The following is a 16808-nucleotide window of genomic DNA, read 5'->3' on the forward strand; positions in this document are numbered from 1 at the left end:
CTCAGGAGATGTATTATATATGAAGAAATCGAAAGGTTCTATTGAATCAGAGATCAGCAAGTCCATTACACAATGGGAAAAGGATTATCTTGGGCGAGGGTCTGTTTCTGTTAAGACTGATATACTGCGGGATATGATCATTGTTAATTTAAAAGGAATTTTAACACCGGCTGAATATGCAGTTTGTGAATCAAAAGAGGGTATGCTATCTATCAAACAAACTCGTTCGGAGTTAGTTGAATCAGGTATTGAAGAACTTAAGAATATTATCCTGACGATAACCGGAGAAGAAGTGACAAGTTTTCATACTGATTTAAGCTCTCGGACAGGTGAACGAGTAATGGTATTTAAATTAGTTAATGATCTAGAGAAAAATCTTTAATATGAAGAATTAAACAATACTATTCAAGCCAAGCAGAGGTTACATTTTCAAAGAGGCTGGAAGCTGATTGAACCTAATCATCTTCCGCCTCTTTTTTTAGGGTTTTTGCCATCATTGATGATTTGTCATACGCAACCTAAGCGGACGCCTAGATTAACAAAGCCAATTCCGGGTTACAAAAAGCGTACAATGACACATGAATAGAGGCCATTTTTGATATGCTGTCTTCAGTTTCATTTCACGGAATTCGTCAGAAATAAGCCTAAAAAAAAGCTAAGCATTAAAAACGAATTGACATATCGGAATATAACGATATAATAATCCATATGGAACCAATTGAAGTATTCAAAGCTTTATCAAATGAATCAAGGCTGCAAATTTTGCAATGGCTGAAGGAGCCTGATCGTCATTTTGCACCCCATGAAGGGATTGATATGAACACAATCGGGGTATGTGTCAGTCAAATAACAGACAAATTGAAAATGACGCAATCGACGGCTTCTCAATATCTTACCATCCTTTTAAGAGCCGGCTTGATTAAAGCGAATCGAATCGGAAAGTACACGTATTACAAAAGAGATGAAGAAGCCATTGGGAAACTTGCTGACTTTCTTAAAACAGAGATATAAAAATAAACATCAAAAGATGTTTATTTTTACACCATACATATCGACATATTACGATGTGTTTATTTTTATAATAACAAATCGATATTTCGTAATATGTCTATTAGTAATTAAGGAGTGAATGTTTTATGTCTAACACTTGGAAAATTTACATTTTAGCCATTGTCAGCTTTTTAGTTGGAACCTCAGAGTACATCATTTCCGGTATTTTGGATCACATTGCTCATACACTCGGAATAACCTTGGCTGCCGCGGGCCAGCTTATTACGATTTTTTCACTTGTCTATGCTCTTTCCACGCCCTTGCTTATGGCGTTGACAGCAAGTATGGATAGACGCAAATTGATGATGTATGCCCTCGGTTTGTTTGTGTTTGGCAATGTCCTGGCTTTTGTGCTTCCTGGTTATGGGTGGTTTATTGCTGCTCGGATCATTATGGCGATGGGGGCAGGTATGGTTGTTGTCACCGCATTAACGATTGCCGCTAAGATTGCATCGGAAGGGAAGCAAGGCAGTGCCATCGCTACTGTCGTAATGGGATTTACCGCTTCTTTAATCATTGGTGTTCCGCTTGGAAGAATGATAGCAGTAGCGCTAGGCTGGAAGTCTGTATTTGGAGCAATTGCTTTGTTGGGATTGATCGCAATGGCCGTTATTTTCTTTACTCTTCCTCATACTGAAGGAGATAAGCCTGTACCTTTGCTTCAACAGCTTGCTCTTCTCAAAAAACGGAAAGTGGCGATGGGGTTATCAATCACTTTCTTCTGGCTCGGGGGATATTCTGTTGCTTATACTTATTTGTCACCGTATCTCTTGAACATCTCAGGTATAAACGGCAAGCTGCTTAGCGGTGTTTTGCTTATATTTGGAATTGCAAGTTTAGTTGGATCAAAGTTTGGGGGATATAGCACTGACAAATGGGGAGTGCCCTTTACACTTGTTGGCGGGATGACATTGCATATCGTTACACTGATTCTGCTGTCATTTGTCACTCATTCCTATATCGGCGTGTTGGTGATTCTCATATTATGGTCGTTTGCCGCATGGTCCACCGGTCCGACACAGCAATTTCACTTGGCTACAATAGAACCGGAAATGTCAGGTGTTTTGCTCAGTATTAATCAGTCCATGATGCAACTCGCCATGGCAGTTGGCGCGGGGATAGGGGGCGTTTTTGTAGAAAACGTATCATTGGCTTCGATTACCTGGGTTGGTGCGTTAGGGGTTATGATTGCCATTATTGCATCATTGATGATTTTTCATTCACAACCGAAACAGATGCTAAAAGATATCAACCAATAATACAGTGCTTTGTTTTCATCCTTAACATTCAATGGTTTCATTTCGAGAGATCTAACATCCGCTCGTTATACAAGCGGGTGTTTTTTATATGCTGTTCAAATCCGTCATGTTGAAGGCACACTGAAGCTGTAAGGATTTTTGCCGACGGAGAGCCGAAGCACGGCAAGTTATAATATACTAGGATTGAGAAATAACGGTTGGCGAGAGGATTCTAACGCTTTTCGCTTGTAAGATGATTATTTTTGAGGATGTGTCATCGTGAATCAAAAGACGTACATTGAAATTAGCAGGACATCGCAATACATCAACAAAGTGAGAGGGTATTCAGTGCTCATTGATGGGGCTGAGATGGGAAATATCAAAGATGGAGGGAGGCTGCAAATTGATTTGCCGCCTGGTGAACATGTTATTCAAGTGAAGATTGCTTGGTGTACAAGCCAAACTTTGAGGTTTACTTTAGCGGAAGGAGAAGTGTTGAAGTTTAGATGCGGAAGTCCAATCCGGGGATGGAAGTTGTTTTTGGCGCTTTTTTCTGTTTTAGGCAGCCCTGAAAATTATCTATTTCTTGAGCAGGAGGAAGAAAAAAAGGTCTTGTGGTGACTTTATGTTACTACATGGATAAAATATCGCGGAATTCTGTTTTGTGAAAGTTTAATTGACCTAAGAAAGAATGGCAGCCTTCTCAATATCGTGCTCCTTAGAGCAGGCTACCAATAAGAAATTCTCGTTTGTCAATTTTCATAATTTCATTGAGAAACTAAATACTCCTTAATCAACTGCCACCTGTCACGAGCATTCATGATGAACTCCGATGTGATTGCTACAATCAGGTTTTTCTCCGGAATACAGCAGATCACATTCCCGCCATCACCCAGTGCTGAGTAAGAGAAAACACCGGCCTCATCACGAAGCCACCATAGATAACCATAGTTATTGGCGTTCATCTTTGTTGATTCGTCAATCCATGACTCAGGAATGATCTTTTGGTTGTTCCAAATACCGTGATTCAAATAAAGATAACCAAACCTAGCCATATCCCGCGAAGTCAGCGTAAGCCCCCATCCTCCGGTTGAGTTTCCGTCTGGATCATTCACCCATCCCTTCACGTCTTTTCCGAAGAGATCGTCAAAGCCGAATGATTTCATTTCATAATGCGGAATTTCTTTCATGCCGATCGGTTTAAATAAGTACTCGTTGGCAAATTCGCGGGCGCTTTTGCCTGTGGTGCGGGTGATGATGGCTGACAGCAGGTGTGCGCCCGCGGTGGAGTATTTAAATGTGCCGATTGTTCCTCCTTGACCCAGCATATCGAGCGTATAGGTGATCCAATCAGGCTGCATGCACATCTTGTCGAGCGGTTCTTGCCAGTCTTTAAATGGATATGGAGCTGTCATCGTGAGAAGGTGGCGTAGGGTGATGTCTTGTTTTTGTTTATTATAAGGACCCGGGACGTATTCTGGGAAAAAGTCGAGTGCGTTTTGGTCGACACTTTTTATGTATCCTGCATGTATCGCAATCCCAATAAGAGCTGATATGATACTTTTGGTTACTGATGCTACATGATGCGTATCATTCGGTCCATAGCTATGATAATAGCGCTCAAAAGCGACGTATCCATTTTTTACAACCACCATACCGTTTATATTGCTGTATTCGGACTTGATTTTAAGGTCAAGCTCAGACAGTTTTTCGGCGTTCATGCCTAGGGCTGCCGGGCCTGCAGTTGGCCAGTCGTTTCTTTGCATGACCGTTACCTCTCTTTTTTCTTTATTGGAAAATACACTTCAGTCACAATATTCTCTGGGACATCAGCTTGCTGGTGATCGGTTACATACACTTCATAGGGTGATTGCGCCAATTCATAGCCCTTATCTTCGACCCATTCCCTTAGCTTAGCGTATACCGCTGTCAATTCTGCATAGGGGCCCTTTAATACAGACTTTGCGCAAAGGCCTGCGCGCAAATCTCTTGTTCCAGTAACAGTCTCCTCTATTGGAATCGCAAACTCTGTATCATTGCCGGCAGGGTTGTATTCAGGGCTGTGATAAATTGTCATGGGCGTACCGAGCAAGGTAAGTTTATCAACGGCAATTCTTTCATATAGTCTGCTAAAATACTTCTCATATCCTAAGGCGTAGTCATCACTGCTCAGCATTTGGCGTATATAAAGAATGTTCATTGGCTGGGTTTCGGCAAGCATTACTTCTATATCGTCAAACCATGACATCATTGATTTGCCCTTCTCTGCACGTTGCATATCTTGGTTCATTTGTGTAAGAGTATATTCATAAGCATGGATCTTTGCCTGTACTTCTTGTCTTTTTCGCTCAAGGCCGAAAATTAGCTTTTCTTCTGCCTGATCCTCATCTGTATCGAGAATGGTTTTGATTTCTTCCAGTGAAAAGCGATACGACTTTAAACGGTTAATCAAGAGCATTTCTTTCAGCTGCCTGATAGAATAATATCGATATCCATTTTCAGGGTTAATGTCCTCAGGGTGGATTAATCCAATTTCATCATAGTATCGCAGTGTTTTTGTTGATACTTTGCATATCTTTGAAAATTCACCGATCGATAGCAAGCGATCACCTCCATGCTCCAAATGTACACCTTTCCGTAAGGGCAAAGTCAAATGTCAAAATAAAATCTTTCCAAAATTAATCAGAAATTTATTTTCATATCGTATCCTTTCCTTATCACGTGAAAGGAGCAACATATGAAAACATTATGGAAAGTCCTAAAGATCGTTTTTGGCGGCCTGGCTGCTTTGGTTTTGCTAGTTTCCGTCTCCGTTTTTATTTATCACCATTACCAGCTAAATAAGGAGGCGGCACTGTTAAAAGGCAAAGGCACAGTAGTCGATGTTGATGGGAAAAAGATGAATGTGTACGAAGAGGGAAGCGGGAAGGACACGTTTGTGTTTATGTCCGGCTCGGGGATTGCTGCGCCTGCTTATGAGATGAAAGGTTTGTACAGCAAATTTTCAAAAGAAAATAAGATTGCTGTTGTAGATCGGGCAGGTTATGGATACAGTGATGTGTCTAACGATGACAGAGATATTGATACGGTACTGGAACAGACAAGGAAAGCGCTTATGAAAAGCGGGAATAAGCCTCCTTATATTTTAATGCCTCATTCCATATCAGGCATCGAGGCGATTTATTGGGCGCAGAAATATCCTAAGGAAATCAAGGCCATTATTGCGATGGATATTGGCTTGCCTCAGCAGTATGTCACGTATAAGTTGAGCGGGATTGACAGACTGAAAGTGAGAGGATTCCATCTGTTAACGTCGATTGGCTTTCATCGGTTTATGTCTTCCGCTGTATATAATCCCGAGGTGATTCGCCAGTCGTTTTTAACCGATAAAGAAAAAGAAGTCTATAAAGCCATTAACTTTAAGCAATTTTTTAATGCTGATATGGAGCATGAGCTTTTACAGTCTTACCAAAACGGCAGGAAATCTGTAAATCTGCCGGCGCCAAAAGAAACTCCCGTCTTGATTTTAGATGCGGTCTCTGACCAAAATAGAAACTCAAAATATGCCATACAAAACAGAAAAGATTATGAAGCGTTTGCGGCTCAATTCAATACAGCCGATATAAAGGAACTGAGGGGTACACACAGTATTTATTTATATCAGCCTGATCAAATATATAAACTTTCCATGGAGTTTATGAGAAAGGTTCGCTAGGATGAAGGGTTATCAGATTTTAATCGTGGAAGACGATGTAATGATTGGCGATCTGCTGCAAAAGATTTTGCAGCGTGAGGGCTATCATGTGATATGGAAGACCGATGGAGCGGATGTGCTTTCGGTCATACAGAAGGTGGATTTGGTCATTATGGATGTGATGCTGCCGGGTGAAGACGGCTATCAAATATCTGCAAAAATCAAAAAGCTGGGGCTGCGCATTCCGGTCATTTTTCTATCGGCTCGCAATGACATGGACAGCAAGCTCCAAGGTTTGCAGATCGGCGAGGATTATATGGTGAAGCCCTTTGATCCGAGAGAACTGCTGTTAAGAATGCAGAATATGCTTGAGCATCATTATGGAACCTTTACGCAAATCAAGCACTTGTATATTGATGCGGAAACCAAAAAAGTGTTCAATGAAAGCCTGCATGATGAGGTGTTGTTTACTGCCATTGAGCGGAAAATTTTCTTTTATTTATATGAAAATAGGGACAGCACCCTGACAAAGGATCATTTCTTTGAATATCTGTGGCAGCTCGAAGACAGAAACCCGAATATTGTCAATGTACACATTAAAAAAATCAGAGCCAAAATCAATGATCAAGCGGGTGAGATTATTGAAAATATATATGGAGAAGGGTATCGGCTGAATACCGTTGTGAAGAAATGAAGTTAAAGACAAAATATATGTTGTTATTATTTACGGCTGTCATTAGTGTGCCGGTGCTATTGCTGGCAGTTAGTATTTTGATGTCTGTCATTTATGACAGCATGTTTAAATCAATGAATCACGGCATGCCTTTTCATAGGTCTTTTGCGTATCCGGCAATGCTCGTTGTATTTTTGTTATCACTCTTATTGTTGGCTTTTTTATTTTCGAAGTCGATTCATTCTCTGCTGCATAAAATCAATCTATTACATCATACCATTCGGCATCTGGCGAGTGATCAAAAGGTGCCGGATAAAATAGAAGTGAAACGCGCTGATGAAATCGGAGAGCTGATCAAGTCGGTCAATTTGTTGATTGAACGGACGACATATCGTGAACTGGAATTGAAACAGCAGGAGGAAATCAAAAAGGAGCTTTTGCAAAAACTGCGTCATGACATTAACACACCTTTAACAGCTCTCAGGCTGCAGTTGTTTTATTTGGAAGGCCAATGTCATGATCAGGCCGTATTCGAATCGTTGTATCAGCAAATTGAATATATCTCGAAATTAACCAATGAATTCAATCTATATTCCGCCGAGACGCTAGAAAGTTCTTATATCGTAAATGAAGAAGTGCGTCTTAACGAGCTGTTAGAAACAGCGGTGAAAAAGTGGGATTATTTATATAGTATGAATGGGATTGAATTGCACTTTAAGCCGGCAGATCAAGATGTGATATGGATGAGCAACGTGTTATGGATGCAAAGGCTGTTTGATAATATTTTTCAAAATACGTTAAAGCATTCAAAAGCTGAAAAGATGGAAGTCACGATCGAAGATGGCACTGTTTCTATTCGTGATGATGGTATTGGATTTGATCAGAATGAGAATAGTGAGGGGCTTGGGTTAAAGATTATTGAGGATATATGCAGGCTGCTTCATATTAATTATCATTTAAAAGCAGATAAAACAGGAACTTGTTTCAATTTTAAAAAAAGATAAATTGTAAACCCCTTAGTAAGTATATGCAAGGGGTTTTTTAAACTGTTCAATATATAAAAAATTAATAGAATGCAAGTGGTATGTTAAGGATGAAGAGTTAAAAAAGGTGTTTAAATCACTTTTGGAAACTTTTGCAAGAGTTCAGTTCATGAAGAATAATATGCGCTTATATAATAAAGTGTTAAGATTATTACATTTTTTCTTTTCTTATCAGTTCAATAAAATTAAATGCCGATGTCGAGATGACATCATCATTTCTCCAGCATAACGAAATAGGATTAGTAACATCCACATGTTCCACATTAATTCTTTTAACGTCTCCTCTTGATATATAGCTATTGACTTCAAGCGAAGAAACAAATGTTACACCATACCCTTCTATGACAGTGTTAATGGTTTCATTTAACCCGTTCATTTGTAATCCTGTACATGGCTTATTTACATTGAAAAGATTGCATAAAGAGAACAATAACTCTCTAGAAAAACTCCCTTCCTCACGAAAAACAAACGGTTCGTTTACAATGTCCTCTAATTTTATAGTTTGTTCTGCATATTTATGTTTATTATTGGAGATAAATAACATTTCATCCTCCAATAATAATGTACTGCTAATGTGTTTATTAAACGTCCTGTTTCCCCCAATAATACCGAGGTCAGCCTTATAATTTACTAATTGATTTATGGCTTCTGTTGAATTGACTGTGGTCATTTCCACATCAACATCAGGGTAATCTCCTTTAAAACGGCTGATCCACTTTGGGAGCAAAAAATTAGCTGGTAAACTAGTTGCCACGATGTGCAGCTTTCCTACAGAGCCTTCTTTTAGATGTTCCAAGAAGGATTCAATCTCATTTTGAAGCGAGAATAATCTCTTTGCTTGTTTAGCAAGCTGGAGTCCTGTTTGTGTTAAAAGAATTCCTCTTCCATTAGGGCTAAGCAAAGTCAGTCCAATTTCTTTCTCAAGTTTTTTAATCTGAGATGTCACGGCAGGCTGACTTATATTTAGTTTTTTGGCGGCACATGTGACATTTCCTTCCTCAGCTACGGTGTAGAACAGTCTCAATGCATGAAGATTCATCGTTCATCTCTCCATTCATAAAAAATAATTATGATTACAAAAAATATATATATTAGAATTTTCCATAAATACATATTATTATAAATTCATAATATAACAACTTCAATAAATTACTATTTTAGGTGGTGAGAGGACAGCTTGATGTCTAGCGAAATATGAAATTTGTATGTATCGACTGTGGCCGGGAAATGTCTTCTGATGATTTTAATTATCAATGTTCTTGTAGTGGACTTGTAGATATTGTTCATGATTTTTCTCATTACGATACCGACTTTTTAAAGCATGTATTTCATGAACGCCTATCTGAACGTATGTCTGTTTTTGCAAGCGGAGTATGGAGATATAAAGAACTTATATATCCAGATTTGCCAGTTGAAAGTGTCGTTACAAAATATGAAGGGAACACAGGGTTATACAGCTCTGAGATGCTATCAAATTATACCGGGTTGAGAAAGGTATATCTAAAGGCGCAAAGTGAAAACCCCAGCGGTTCTTTTAAGGATAACGGCATGACTGTTGCTGTTTCACATGGCAAACATTTAGGTTATGAAAAATACGCTTGTACTTCTACCGGAAATACTTCTTCATCATTGGGAATGTATGCCTCTATTGCAAATGCTGCGTCCTACGTTTTTGTACCGGATAAAGAAATTTCAATTAATAAGGTATTGCAAACAGCAGCTTACGGTGGAAATGTATTTAGTATTCCGGGTACTTATGATGACGGTATCAGGTTTTTGGAAAAGTATAATGGTGACTTTGGTTTTTATATATGCAATTCTATTAATCCATTCAGAATTGAAGGGCAAAAGAGCATTATTTTTGAGATAGCTCAATATCTAGACTGGGAATTGCCTGATTGGATTATTGTTCCTGGCGGTGCTCTTAGTAATGCAACAGCTTTAGGGAAAGGACTCCGCGATTTATATGCTTTAAACTTCATTGACAAGATGCCTCGGGTCGCTATCATACAAGCGGAAGGCGCTAGCCCATTTCATCAGATGGTTAGTGAAAATAAAGGAACCCTTGAACCGGAACCATTTCCGTACACTAGAGCTTCTGCATTGAATATAGGAAATCCTCCTAGCTGGAAAAAAGCAAGAAAGGTTTTAGAAGATACAAATGGAATCACTGTATCTGTTACTGATGAAGACATTCTTGATGCAAAAGCAATAATCGACAGAACAGGAGTGGGCTGTGAGCCTGCCTCTGCCTCTACTGTAGCAGGACTCCGTCAATTGAGGTCACAGCAGGTAATAGACAAAGATGAATCTGTTTTATGTATTTTAACAGGCAATATATTAAAAGATACTGGAGCTCTTCACGATTATCACTTTGGAAAAGACTTAAACGGCAAGTTTAAAAACAATATTAAATCTACCGAGCTATCTTTGGCTGAGATAAAATCAGCGATGGAGACGATTAGTGATTTGAATGGTTTATTAAAGAGTCATTAATTAAAAAACAGTACAAGAGAGGAGGAAAAGCAATCAGTACTTTAATATTGAATAAAACGTCATATTCTAAATCTCCGTATGATTTATGGCTAAAGGATTTAGAAGAACCTGTTGTAATGCTAACTTCAACTGAACGAATGAACGAATGCCAAAACTATGATCAGATCGAGTCATTTGATGAGTATCCGGTTAATGGATGTATTGAAATAAGAGCGTTGAAATTACATGAAACATATAGATTTAACACAATAATTGCAATGTCTGAGTATGACCTTTTAAGAGCAGGCAAACTTCGTACTCATTTAGGATTGCGCGGGCAGTCTTACGAGAGTGCATTATTGTTTCGGGACAAAGTTTTAATGAAACAATGTTTAGAAGAAGCTGGGATACCTGTTCCTCATTACCGGAAAATTGAATCTCCTGTTGACCTGTACCTTTTTGTACAGCAGTTTGGTTTTCCGGTAGTCGTTAAGCCAATAGATGGGTCGGGATCTGTCGATACAAAGGTGCTGAAAAATGAATCAGATATGATGGAATACCTATCTAAGGGTCTTGATAGAAATGTTGAAGTGGAAACGTTTGTAGATGGTGATATGTACCACATTGATGGGCTTAAGATAGACGGGCATATCATATTAAATTGGCCCTCTCGGTATATAAACGGATGTTTGGCTTTCCAGGAGGAACAATTTTTAGCCAGTTATCAGCTTGGCGCCGACAACCCTTTGACCTCGAGATTAATTGATATTGTTGAAAAAGCACTAAAGGTGCTGTCATCCCCAGAAACAACTACTTTTCACGCGGAAGTGTTTCATACTCCGGATGATAAGCTAGTGTTTTGTGAAATAGCTAGCCGAACTGGAGGGGGGTTGATACGTGAGGCTATTCAGCAAAGCTTTGGTTTTGACTTGAATGAAATTTGTGTAAAAAAACAGTGCGGCCTACCCCATGAGATTCCAGGTTATCCACAGCTTAAAATGGGGCCAAAACCCTTAAGCGGGTGGATATTGATCCCTCCTAAATACGGGCGGTTGGTCAAAATTCCTTCAATTCCTTTTGAGAATTGGGTAACGAAGCAAAAAGTATCTGCTAAAGAAGGGGAGGTTTTTCAAGGTGCTTCTTCTAGTGTAGATGTTGTATCGAGTTACTTAATTAAAGGGGATACCGAAGATGTACTGATTAATAGAATTCATCAAGTTGCGACATGGTGTACCGAGAATATGGTTTGGGAAGATCAATCAACGTGGTCTCTCAAATAAAGGAGTTTTTCGGATTACACCCGGTCATTAAGTTTTTGCTTTTGGGAACACTTGTCACAAAAGCAGCAAAATCAATGACAACACCGTTTTTGGCTATTTATCTTCATCAAGAAACAGGAGAGGGTTTTGGTGTAATTGGTTTGGTTATTGGCTTGGGGTATTTTGCAACTACGATTGGAGGAATCATTGGAGGAACCCTTTCCGACAGAATCGGCAGAAAAAGTGTTATGCTATGTTCCATTTTCATTTGGAGTGTAGTTTTCTTTCTTTTTGGCATCGTTCATACAATATTATGGTTCAGTTTGTTAAATATTTTAAGTGGTCTGTGTCATTCCTTTTTCGAACCAGTTTCAAAGGCTTTAATGGTTGAATTAGCAGGCAGCAAGAAGAGGCTCAGTATTTTTTCTTTGCGGTATCTGGCCATTAATGTTGGCGGTGCTCTAGGTCCTCTTTTAGGAACATATCTGGGACTGGTGAGCAGCGGAACCCCTTTTATTATTACTGGCTCTGTATATCTTTGTTATGCTCTATTATTATTTTTTATGATGAATAAAATGGTTCTGCAAAATAAAAGCAATTCAAAAAAAGAATTTCATTTGCCATTTATTTTTAAGACACTGAAAAAGGATGTTGCTCTTCGTTTTTATATAGCAGGCGGTATATTCTTATTATTTAGCTATTCACAGATGGAGAGTACATTGCTTCAGTACCTGAACCTTGATTTCGTGAATGGCGTGAAGATATTCTCAACTTTAATAACCATAAATGCTGTAACTGTAATTATATTGCAGTTGCCATTAACAGGCCTTTTTGAGAGATATAATACAATGATAACGATTTGTACGGGAAGCGTGTGTTGTATCATCGGGAATATTGGTTTTGCTTTATCAAACGGTTGGCTCACGTTCTGTATTTCTATGTTTATTTTAACTGTGGGTGAAATCTTATGTTTCCCATCAATGAATGTATTAATGGATGAGTTGGCCCCTGATAATATGAGGGGAACTTATTATGGAGCACAGAATTTTTATAATGTAGGGGAGTTTATAGGCCCATGGCTTGGAGGGATTGTCCTTAGCCTTTTTGGGGGCAGAACCATTTTCTTAGTTGCGGCTTTGTCTATCTGTTTTGCTTTAGCAGCATATCGTGTCGGCAATAGAAAGCATAGATTTGTTCAACCTTATGAAACTGAGGTTATGAATAAATAATTATTAGGTTATTTCTTATAAGGGGAGAACTTGAATTGAACTCAACTGCAGAAAGAATGCTGAATACACTTACAGAAAACAAGTATACACATTTTACCGGAGTGCCATGTTCATTGTTAAAAGGTTTTTTTAGGTTACTGGAATCAAAAGAGGCTACAGAAAAACAAAATATTACATTTGTCCCCTCCATTAGAGAAGATTCTGCTTTAGGTGTTGCATCCGGTATGTATCTAGGCGGGAAAAAATGCGTGATGCTGATGCAAAATTCAGGCTTAGGGTACTGCTTAAATGTTCTTACATCCTTTAATTTTATTTATGATATTCCTATTTTATTACTAATCAGCTGGAGAGGGGCATACGGTAATGATGCAGTTGAACATGACATAATCGGTGAAAAACTCACTGATTTACTTCATTCAGTGGATATCCCTTACAAAGAGCTCGATTATGAAAATTCTGAAGGGACCATATTAGATGCGCTTTTTTTAATCGAGAAGACAAACCGCCCTGTTGCGATATTAATTAAAGATGAAATATAGGAGGTGTATTTGTTTGAATAAACATGATGCAATTCAGCTTGTTTTAGGCCAGTTTCCATCAGCATATTTGGTTAGTACATGCGGTCATATAAGCCGTGATTTGTACAACATACATGACAGAGCCAGAAATTTTTATATGGTTGGGTCCATGGGAATGGCTGCTCCTGTCGGATTAGGTTTGTCTGCCGTATATCCTGATGTTCCTCTGGTTGTGCTAGATGGAGATGGATCGTTTTTAATGAATATGGGAATTATCACGATGATCGGTCATCAAAAACCTAAAAATCTTATACATGTTGTTTTGGATAACGGTATGCATGAAAGTACGGGCGGACAGAAAACAGTTCCTCTAGTGAATGTAACAGATATAGCTTTACAAGCGGGGTATGAGTATGCCATTGAAATCAATTCAGTACAGGAAACGTTTGATTTGCCTAAAAAGGGTCCGGGACTTATCCACATTAAAGTTGAACCAAGAAGTGAAAAAATTGGCAATAGGGTGCATTGGACACCGCAAGAAATAGTCCAGCGTTTTACAAATGAATTAAAGTCAGAAAATGAGGTTTCAGTATGAAAATGCAATTAATAGATTGTACACTCCGGGACGGCGGTAATTTCAATAACTGGTTTTTTTCTGATGAAGACATCAATCAAATCATCCTGCATCTAGATAAAGCCAATGTGAATATAATAGAAATCGGTTATATAGGAGGATCAGGCAGCAATAAAGAAAAATCTGTCGGGAGTTTAGCAAACTGTACACCTGAACTTTTAGACCAGCTGCCGAAGACGATCCATTCACGTTTAGCGGCGATGGTTGTCCCATCAGTTTGTGAGCTTCATCTATTGGACAATTTGAAGCCGCAGCTGATTCCATGGATTCGTGTTGCTTCGTATCCTCATAATGCCGAAGATGCTTTACCGTATATTGAATACCTAAAAAATCGGGGCTTTCACGTTAGTTTTAATGTAATGGCAGCCAGTTATATTGAAGAGAAAGACATGGCTGAGCTAGCGAGAAAATCGTATATTTTAGGTGCGGATGTGTTTTATATGGCTGATTCTTTCGGGAATTTAACGCCTGATGGTGTTAGAAAAAGGGTAGCAGCTGCATGTGATCAGTCGAATTGCCCAGTTGGTTTTCACGGACATAACAACCTTGGATTAGCCTTTACAAATGCCCTTGAAGCAATGGACGCGGGAGCAACCTTCATAGATACTTCATTATGTGGAATGGCTCGAGGGGCAGGAAACCTTCCAACAGAACAATTTGTAAGTGCATTACATCATTGGGACAAGTTCGATAACATCCCATACAACCTACATCCAATTTTAACCGCAGCTGAATATGTACTATCTACCATTCTATCTTCACCAATGAAAATTTCTACTCCAGAGATTATAAGCGGACTCAGCAACATCCATTACTATTTCTATGATTTAGTCATTTCAAAATGCCAAGAAGTAAATCTTGATCCCTTACAAGTATCAAAATTACTTGGACAAAGTTTACCTAAAAGAGTTGATATGTCTTACATTGAATCAGTTATTGATCAAAAATTTAGACAGGAGAGTGTAAAATGAAAGCTAAAAAATTACGTGAGTTGCTATATTCAAATCAGGTCGTGCGAGTAATGGGGGCTCATAATGGTTTAAGCGCTAAACTTGCTGAACAAGCCGGTTTCCATGCAATATGGGCCAGTGGATTGGAAATTTCGGCTTCTTATGCTGTTCCTGATGCTAATATTTTGACTATGACAGAAAATCTGCAAGCCGCAATTGTGATGAATGAATCTACATCCATCCCAATCATTTGTGATTGCGATTCTGGTTATGGAAGTGTGAACAATGTGATACGTCTAGTAAAAGAATATGAGAGAAACGGAATTGCTGGTATTTGTATAGAAGATAAGCAATTTCCTAAATTAAACAGTTTTGTGAAAGGATCGCAAAAATTGGCGTCTATTGATGAATTCTCAAATAAAATCAGAGCGGCAAAAGACGTTCAAAAAAATCCTGATTTTGTTGTTATTGCTAGAATTGAAGCTTTAATTGCGGGTCAAGGAATGGAAGAAGCATTAAACAGAGCCTATGCTTATGAGGCAGCAGGAGCTGATGCCATTTTGATCCATTCAAAAGAAAGTCAGCCAGACGAGATTAAGAATTTCGTAAAACAGTTCACTGGAGCGATACCTATTGTGATTGTACCTACGACATACCCACATATAACCGTGAAAGAAATGGAGTTAATGGGCATCAATATGGTCATTTACGCCAATCATGGTCTTAGAAGCTCTATTAAGGCAATGCAAGAGACATTCTCCCAAATTCTCCTTGATGGAAATACTGTAGGTATAGAAGATAACATTGTGTCTATGAATACTGTTTTCGAGCTTCAAGGTATGTATGAAATGAGAAAACAAGAAGATATGTATAACTCCGCCGCTTCTGTCATCAGTACTATCAAATAAATAAGATAGGAGTAAATTAGAATGATTTCTAATCAATATGATATTGTTTCACTAGCATATTTACATTCGAAAATTAATTTTTTTATTGAACCGTCGTTATCATTGGACCATGTTTTTGATTTTTTCAGTACGCACTTTTTTATTAACAGGGGAAGGCATGAAGAAGATCGCTTGGCTGATGTGTATATCACTCGTAATAAAGAAGAATTCCAAACGGTAGACTTTAATAGCGGTGATGATATTTACATCAGAAAAAGTGCTTCTGAATATTTCACCATTCCTTGTAAACGAGTAACTGTTAATGGAATTGAATATGTTAAATGTACAAAAACAGATACGATCTTCTCATTTGATAGAGAAAACAAGAAGATAATCATTTCTACACAGCTTCATAATGCAGAGCAGGATAAACTGGTTTTAATTGAGTTCGTTAGAGATTTAGTATTGAAAAATGAAGAGAACCATGGTGTAGCGGTGCTGCACGCTACCAGTGCGTTAAAAGATGCCAAGGCCACTCTCATTATTGGCTCAAAAGGGAAAGGCAAGTCAACTCTATTGCTGGAATTAGTGAGTAAACAGGGGTACAAACTCATAAGCGGTGATAAGACTTTTCTTTGGATAGAAGATGGGAAATTACGGGCCTCAGGGTGGCCGGATTATCCTCATTTAGGACTCGGCACACTTTCTAAATATCCAGAATTCGTCGAACATTTCGGGCTCTCTAATAAAATTGAATCTATTAAAGAAAATCTTTGGTCAACTGAACATAAAATGGCCATTGACCCGGTTTTTTTTAAGAAGGTCATTCCTTTTGCAGAACCAGGTCAATCATTTATGGTCGAATGTATGATTTACCCTGATCTATTCCCTTCTACAGAATGCAGAATCAATCAGGTAAGTAATCATGGTGAATTGATTGTTCCGCATATAGAAAGGATTTTTACAAAAGAGAACACGATGTGGAACCATTTTATTTGTCCTGTACATCAGAATGAACTGGAGAGAAAAATAAATCAGTGTATTGAGCTTGCCGGAAAGTTTTCTGCTTTTGAAGTGAGTGGATCAGGCATTTTGGAAGGTTCAGTGTTTAGCGAGAGATACGCTCTGTAATACCTTTAAAAAACGGTAAATAAAGGA

18 protein-coding genes are annotated in these 16808 nt (G+C 38.6%); 15 read left to right on the top strand and 3 right to left on the bottom strand.

Annotated features, from left to right (window positions below; all coding sequences use genetic code 11):
* The first annotated feature begins 19 nt into the window (after nucleotides 1–19).
* From EFK13_RS01245 to EFK13_RS01260, 4 genes are all read left to right on the top strand, one after another.
* The gene (locus EFK13_RS01245) at nucleotides 20–382 is read left to right on the top strand and encodes a Na-translocating system protein MpsC family protein (RefSeq protein WP_129506894.1); all 363 of its coding nucleotides are present in this window, start codon (nucleotides 20–22) and stop codon (nucleotides 380–382) included.
* A gap of 326 nt (nucleotides 383–708) precedes the next feature.
* Nucleotides 709–1011: an ArsR/SmtB family transcription factor gene (locus tag EFK13_RS01250; RefSeq protein WP_129506893.1), complete on the top strand. Its 303-nt coding sequence runs from the start codon at nucleotides 709–711 to the stop codon at nucleotides 1009–1011.
* A gap of 125 nt (nucleotides 1012–1136) precedes the next feature.
* Nucleotides 1137–2309, top strand: a complete 1173-nt coding sequence (locus EFK13_RS01255; protein ID WP_129506892.1) for an MFS transporter — start codon at nucleotides 1137–1139, stop codon at nucleotides 2307–2309.
* Nucleotides 2310–2657: 348 nt separating this feature from the next.
* Nucleotides 2658–2909 (top strand): hypothetical protein, encoded by a 252-nt coding sequence (locus tag EFK13_RS01260; protein WP_248894262.1) that lies wholly within the window; start codon nucleotides 2658–2660, stop codon nucleotides 2907–2909.
* 146 nt (nucleotides 2910–3055) lie between these two features.
* On the opposite strand, the gene EFK13_RS01265 is transcribed toward EFK13_RS01260, so the two are convergent.
* Nucleotides 3056–4054, bottom strand: coding sequence for a serine hydrolase domain-containing protein (locus tag EFK13_RS01265; RefSeq protein ID WP_129506890.1), 999 nt, complete (start codon nucleotides 4052–4054; stop codon nucleotides 3056–3058).
* Between the two features lie 5 nt (nucleotides 4055–4059).
* Entirely contained in the window at nucleotides 4060–4890 is an 831-nt protein-coding gene (locus EFK13_RS01270; protein WP_129506889.1) for a MerR family transcriptional regulator, read from the bottom strand.
* Between the two features lie 135 nt (nucleotides 4891–5025).
* Between EFK13_RS01270 and EFK13_RS01275 the strand changes: the two genes are divergently transcribed.
* The 3 genes from EFK13_RS01275 to ybdK are packed head-to-tail and all read left to right on the top strand — an operon-like array spanning nucleotide 5026 to nucleotide 7659.
* Complete coding sequence (locus EFK13_RS01275; RefSeq protein ID WP_129506888.1) at nucleotides 5026–6003, top strand: alpha/beta fold hydrolase; 978 nt, start codon at nucleotides 5026–5028, stop codon at nucleotides 6001–6003.
* Between the two features lies 1 nt (nucleotide 6004).
* Nucleotides 6005–6676: a two-component system response regulator YbdJ gene (gene ybdJ / locus EFK13_RS01280; RefSeq protein ID WP_129506887.1), complete on the top strand. Its 672-nt coding sequence runs from the start codon at nucleotides 6005–6007 to the stop codon at nucleotides 6674–6676.
* Nucleotides 6673–7659: a two-component system sensor histidine kinase YbdK gene (gene ybdK / locus EFK13_RS01285; protein ID WP_129506886.1), complete on the top strand. Its 987-nt coding sequence runs from the start codon at nucleotides 6673–6675 to the stop codon at nucleotides 7657–7659. Before ybdJ ends, ybdK begins: the two co-directional genes overlap by 4 nt.
* A gap of 190 nt (nucleotides 7660–7849) precedes the next feature.
* Here ybdK and EFK13_RS01290 read toward each other — a convergent pair whose 3' ends face one another.
* On the bottom strand, nucleotides 7850–8737 hold the full coding sequence (locus tag EFK13_RS01290) for a LysR family transcriptional regulator (protein WP_129506885.1): 888 nt from the start codon (nucleotides 8735–8737) through the stop codon (nucleotides 7850–7852).
* A gap of 155 nt (nucleotides 8738–8892) precedes the next feature.
* On the opposite strand from EFK13_RS01290, the gene thrC reads away from it, so the two are divergent.
* Genes thrC through EFK13_RS01330 form a run of 8 tightly spaced genes read left to right on the top strand, consistent with a single transcriptional unit; the run spans nucleotide 8893 to nucleotide 16781 of the window.
* Nucleotides 8893–10194, top strand: a complete 1302-nt coding sequence (gene thrC, locus EFK13_RS01295; protein ID WP_129506884.1) for a threonine synthase — start codon at nucleotides 8893–8895, stop codon at nucleotides 10192–10194.
* A gap of 47 nt (nucleotides 10195–10241) precedes the next feature.
* Entirely contained in the window at nucleotides 10242–11453 is a 1212-nt protein-coding gene (locus EFK13_RS01300; protein ID WP_240034930.1) for an ATP-grasp domain-containing protein, read from the top strand.
* Nucleotides 11399–12661 carry an MDR family MFS transporter gene (locus tag EFK13_RS01305; protein WP_248894263.1) on the top strand — a complete coding sequence of 421 codons (1263 nt, stop codon included), beginning with the start codon at nucleotides 11399–11401 and terminating at the stop codon, nucleotides 12659–12661. The genes EFK13_RS01300 and EFK13_RS01305 overlap by 55 nt, the downstream gene beginning before the upstream one ends.
* Nucleotides 12662–12696: 35 nt before the next feature.
* Nucleotides 12697–13200, top strand: a complete 504-nt coding sequence (locus EFK13_RS01310) for a thiamine pyrophosphate-binding protein (protein ID WP_129506881.1) — start codon at nucleotides 12697–12699, stop codon at nucleotides 13198–13200.
* A gap of 13 nt (nucleotides 13201–13213) precedes the next feature.
* Nucleotides 13214–13774 (top strand): thiamine pyrophosphate-dependent enzyme, encoded by a 561-nt coding sequence (locus EFK13_RS01315; protein ID WP_129506880.1) that lies wholly within the window; start codon nucleotides 13214–13216, stop codon nucleotides 13772–13774.
* A complete protein-coding gene (locus EFK13_RS01320) occupies nucleotides 13771–14784 on the top strand; it encodes a beta/alpha barrel domain-containing protein (RefSeq protein ID WP_129506879.1) in 1014 nt (337 codons plus the stop codon). Before EFK13_RS01315 ends, EFK13_RS01320 begins: the two co-directional genes overlap by 4 nt.
* Nucleotides 14781–15671 carry a phosphoenolpyruvate mutase gene (aepX, locus tag EFK13_RS01325; RefSeq protein WP_129506878.1) on the top strand — a complete coding sequence of 297 codons (891 nt, stop codon included), beginning with the start codon at nucleotides 14781–14783 and terminating at the stop codon, nucleotides 15669–15671. The genes EFK13_RS01320 and aepX overlap by 4 nt, the downstream gene beginning before the upstream one ends.
* A 21-nt stretch (nucleotides 15672–15692) precedes the next feature.
* Nucleotides 15693–16781 (top strand): phosphoenolpyruvate carboxykinase (ATP), encoded by a 1089-nt coding sequence (locus EFK13_RS01330; RefSeq protein WP_129506877.1) that lies wholly within the window; start codon nucleotides 15693–15695, stop codon nucleotides 16779–16781.
* Nucleotides 16782–16808 lie beyond the last annotated feature (27 nt).

The organism is Bacillus cabrialesii, assembly GCF_004124315.2.
GTDB lineage: Bacteria > Bacillota > Bacilli > Bacillales > Bacillaceae > Bacillus > Bacillus cabrialesii.

Coding starts and splice junctions, on each gene's coding strand:
- EFK13_RS01320 (WP_129506879.1), top strand. CDS start 13,771: ATGAAAATGCAATTAATAGATTGTACACTCCGGGACGGCGGTAATTTC.
- EFK13_RS01255 (WP_129506892.1), top strand. CDS start 1,137: ATGTCTAACACTTGGAAAATTTACATTTTAGCCATTGTCAGCTTTTTA.
- EFK13_RS01330 (WP_129506877.1), top strand. CDS start 15,693: ATGATTTCTAATCAATATGATATTGTTTCACTAGCATATTTACATTCG.
- EFK13_RS01260 (WP_248894262.1), top strand. CDS start 2,658: ATGGGAAATATCAAAGATGGAGGGAGGCTGCAAATTGATTTGCCGCCT.
- EFK13_RS01305 (WP_248894263.1), top strand. CDS start 11,399: ATGGTGTACCGAGAATATGGTTTGGGAAGATCAATCAACGTGGTCTCT.
- EFK13_RS01250 (WP_129506893.1), top strand. CDS start 709: ATGGAACCAATTGAAGTATTCAAAGCTTTATCAAATGAATCAAGGCTG.
- EFK13_RS01245 (WP_129506894.1), top strand. CDS start 20: ATGAAGAAATCGAAAGGTTCTATTGAATCAGAGATCAGCAAGTCCATT.
- ybdK (WP_129506886.1), top strand. CDS start 6,673: ATGAAGTTAAAGACAAAATATATGTTGTTATTATTTACGGCTGTCATT.
- thrC (WP_129506884.1), top strand. CDS start 8,893: ATGAAATTTGTATGTATCGACTGTGGCCGGGAAATGTCTTCTGATGAT.
- EFK13_RS01265 (WP_129506890.1), bottom strand. CDS start 4,054: ATGCAAAGAAACGACTGGCCAACTGCAGGCCCGGCAGCCCTAGGCATG.
- EFK13_RS01275 (WP_129506888.1), top strand. CDS start 5,026: ATGAAAACATTATGGAAAGTCCTAAAGATCGTTTTTGGCGGCCTGGCT.
- aepX (WP_129506878.1), top strand. CDS start 14,781: ATGAAAGCTAAAAAATTACGTGAGTTGCTATATTCAAATCAGGTCGTG.
- ybdJ (WP_129506887.1), top strand. CDS start 6,005: ATGAAGGGTTATCAGATTTTAATCGTGGAAGACGATGTAATGATTGGC.
- EFK13_RS01290 (WP_129506885.1), bottom strand. CDS start 8,737: ATGAATCTTCATGCATTGAGACTGTTCTACACCGTAGCTGAGGAAGGA.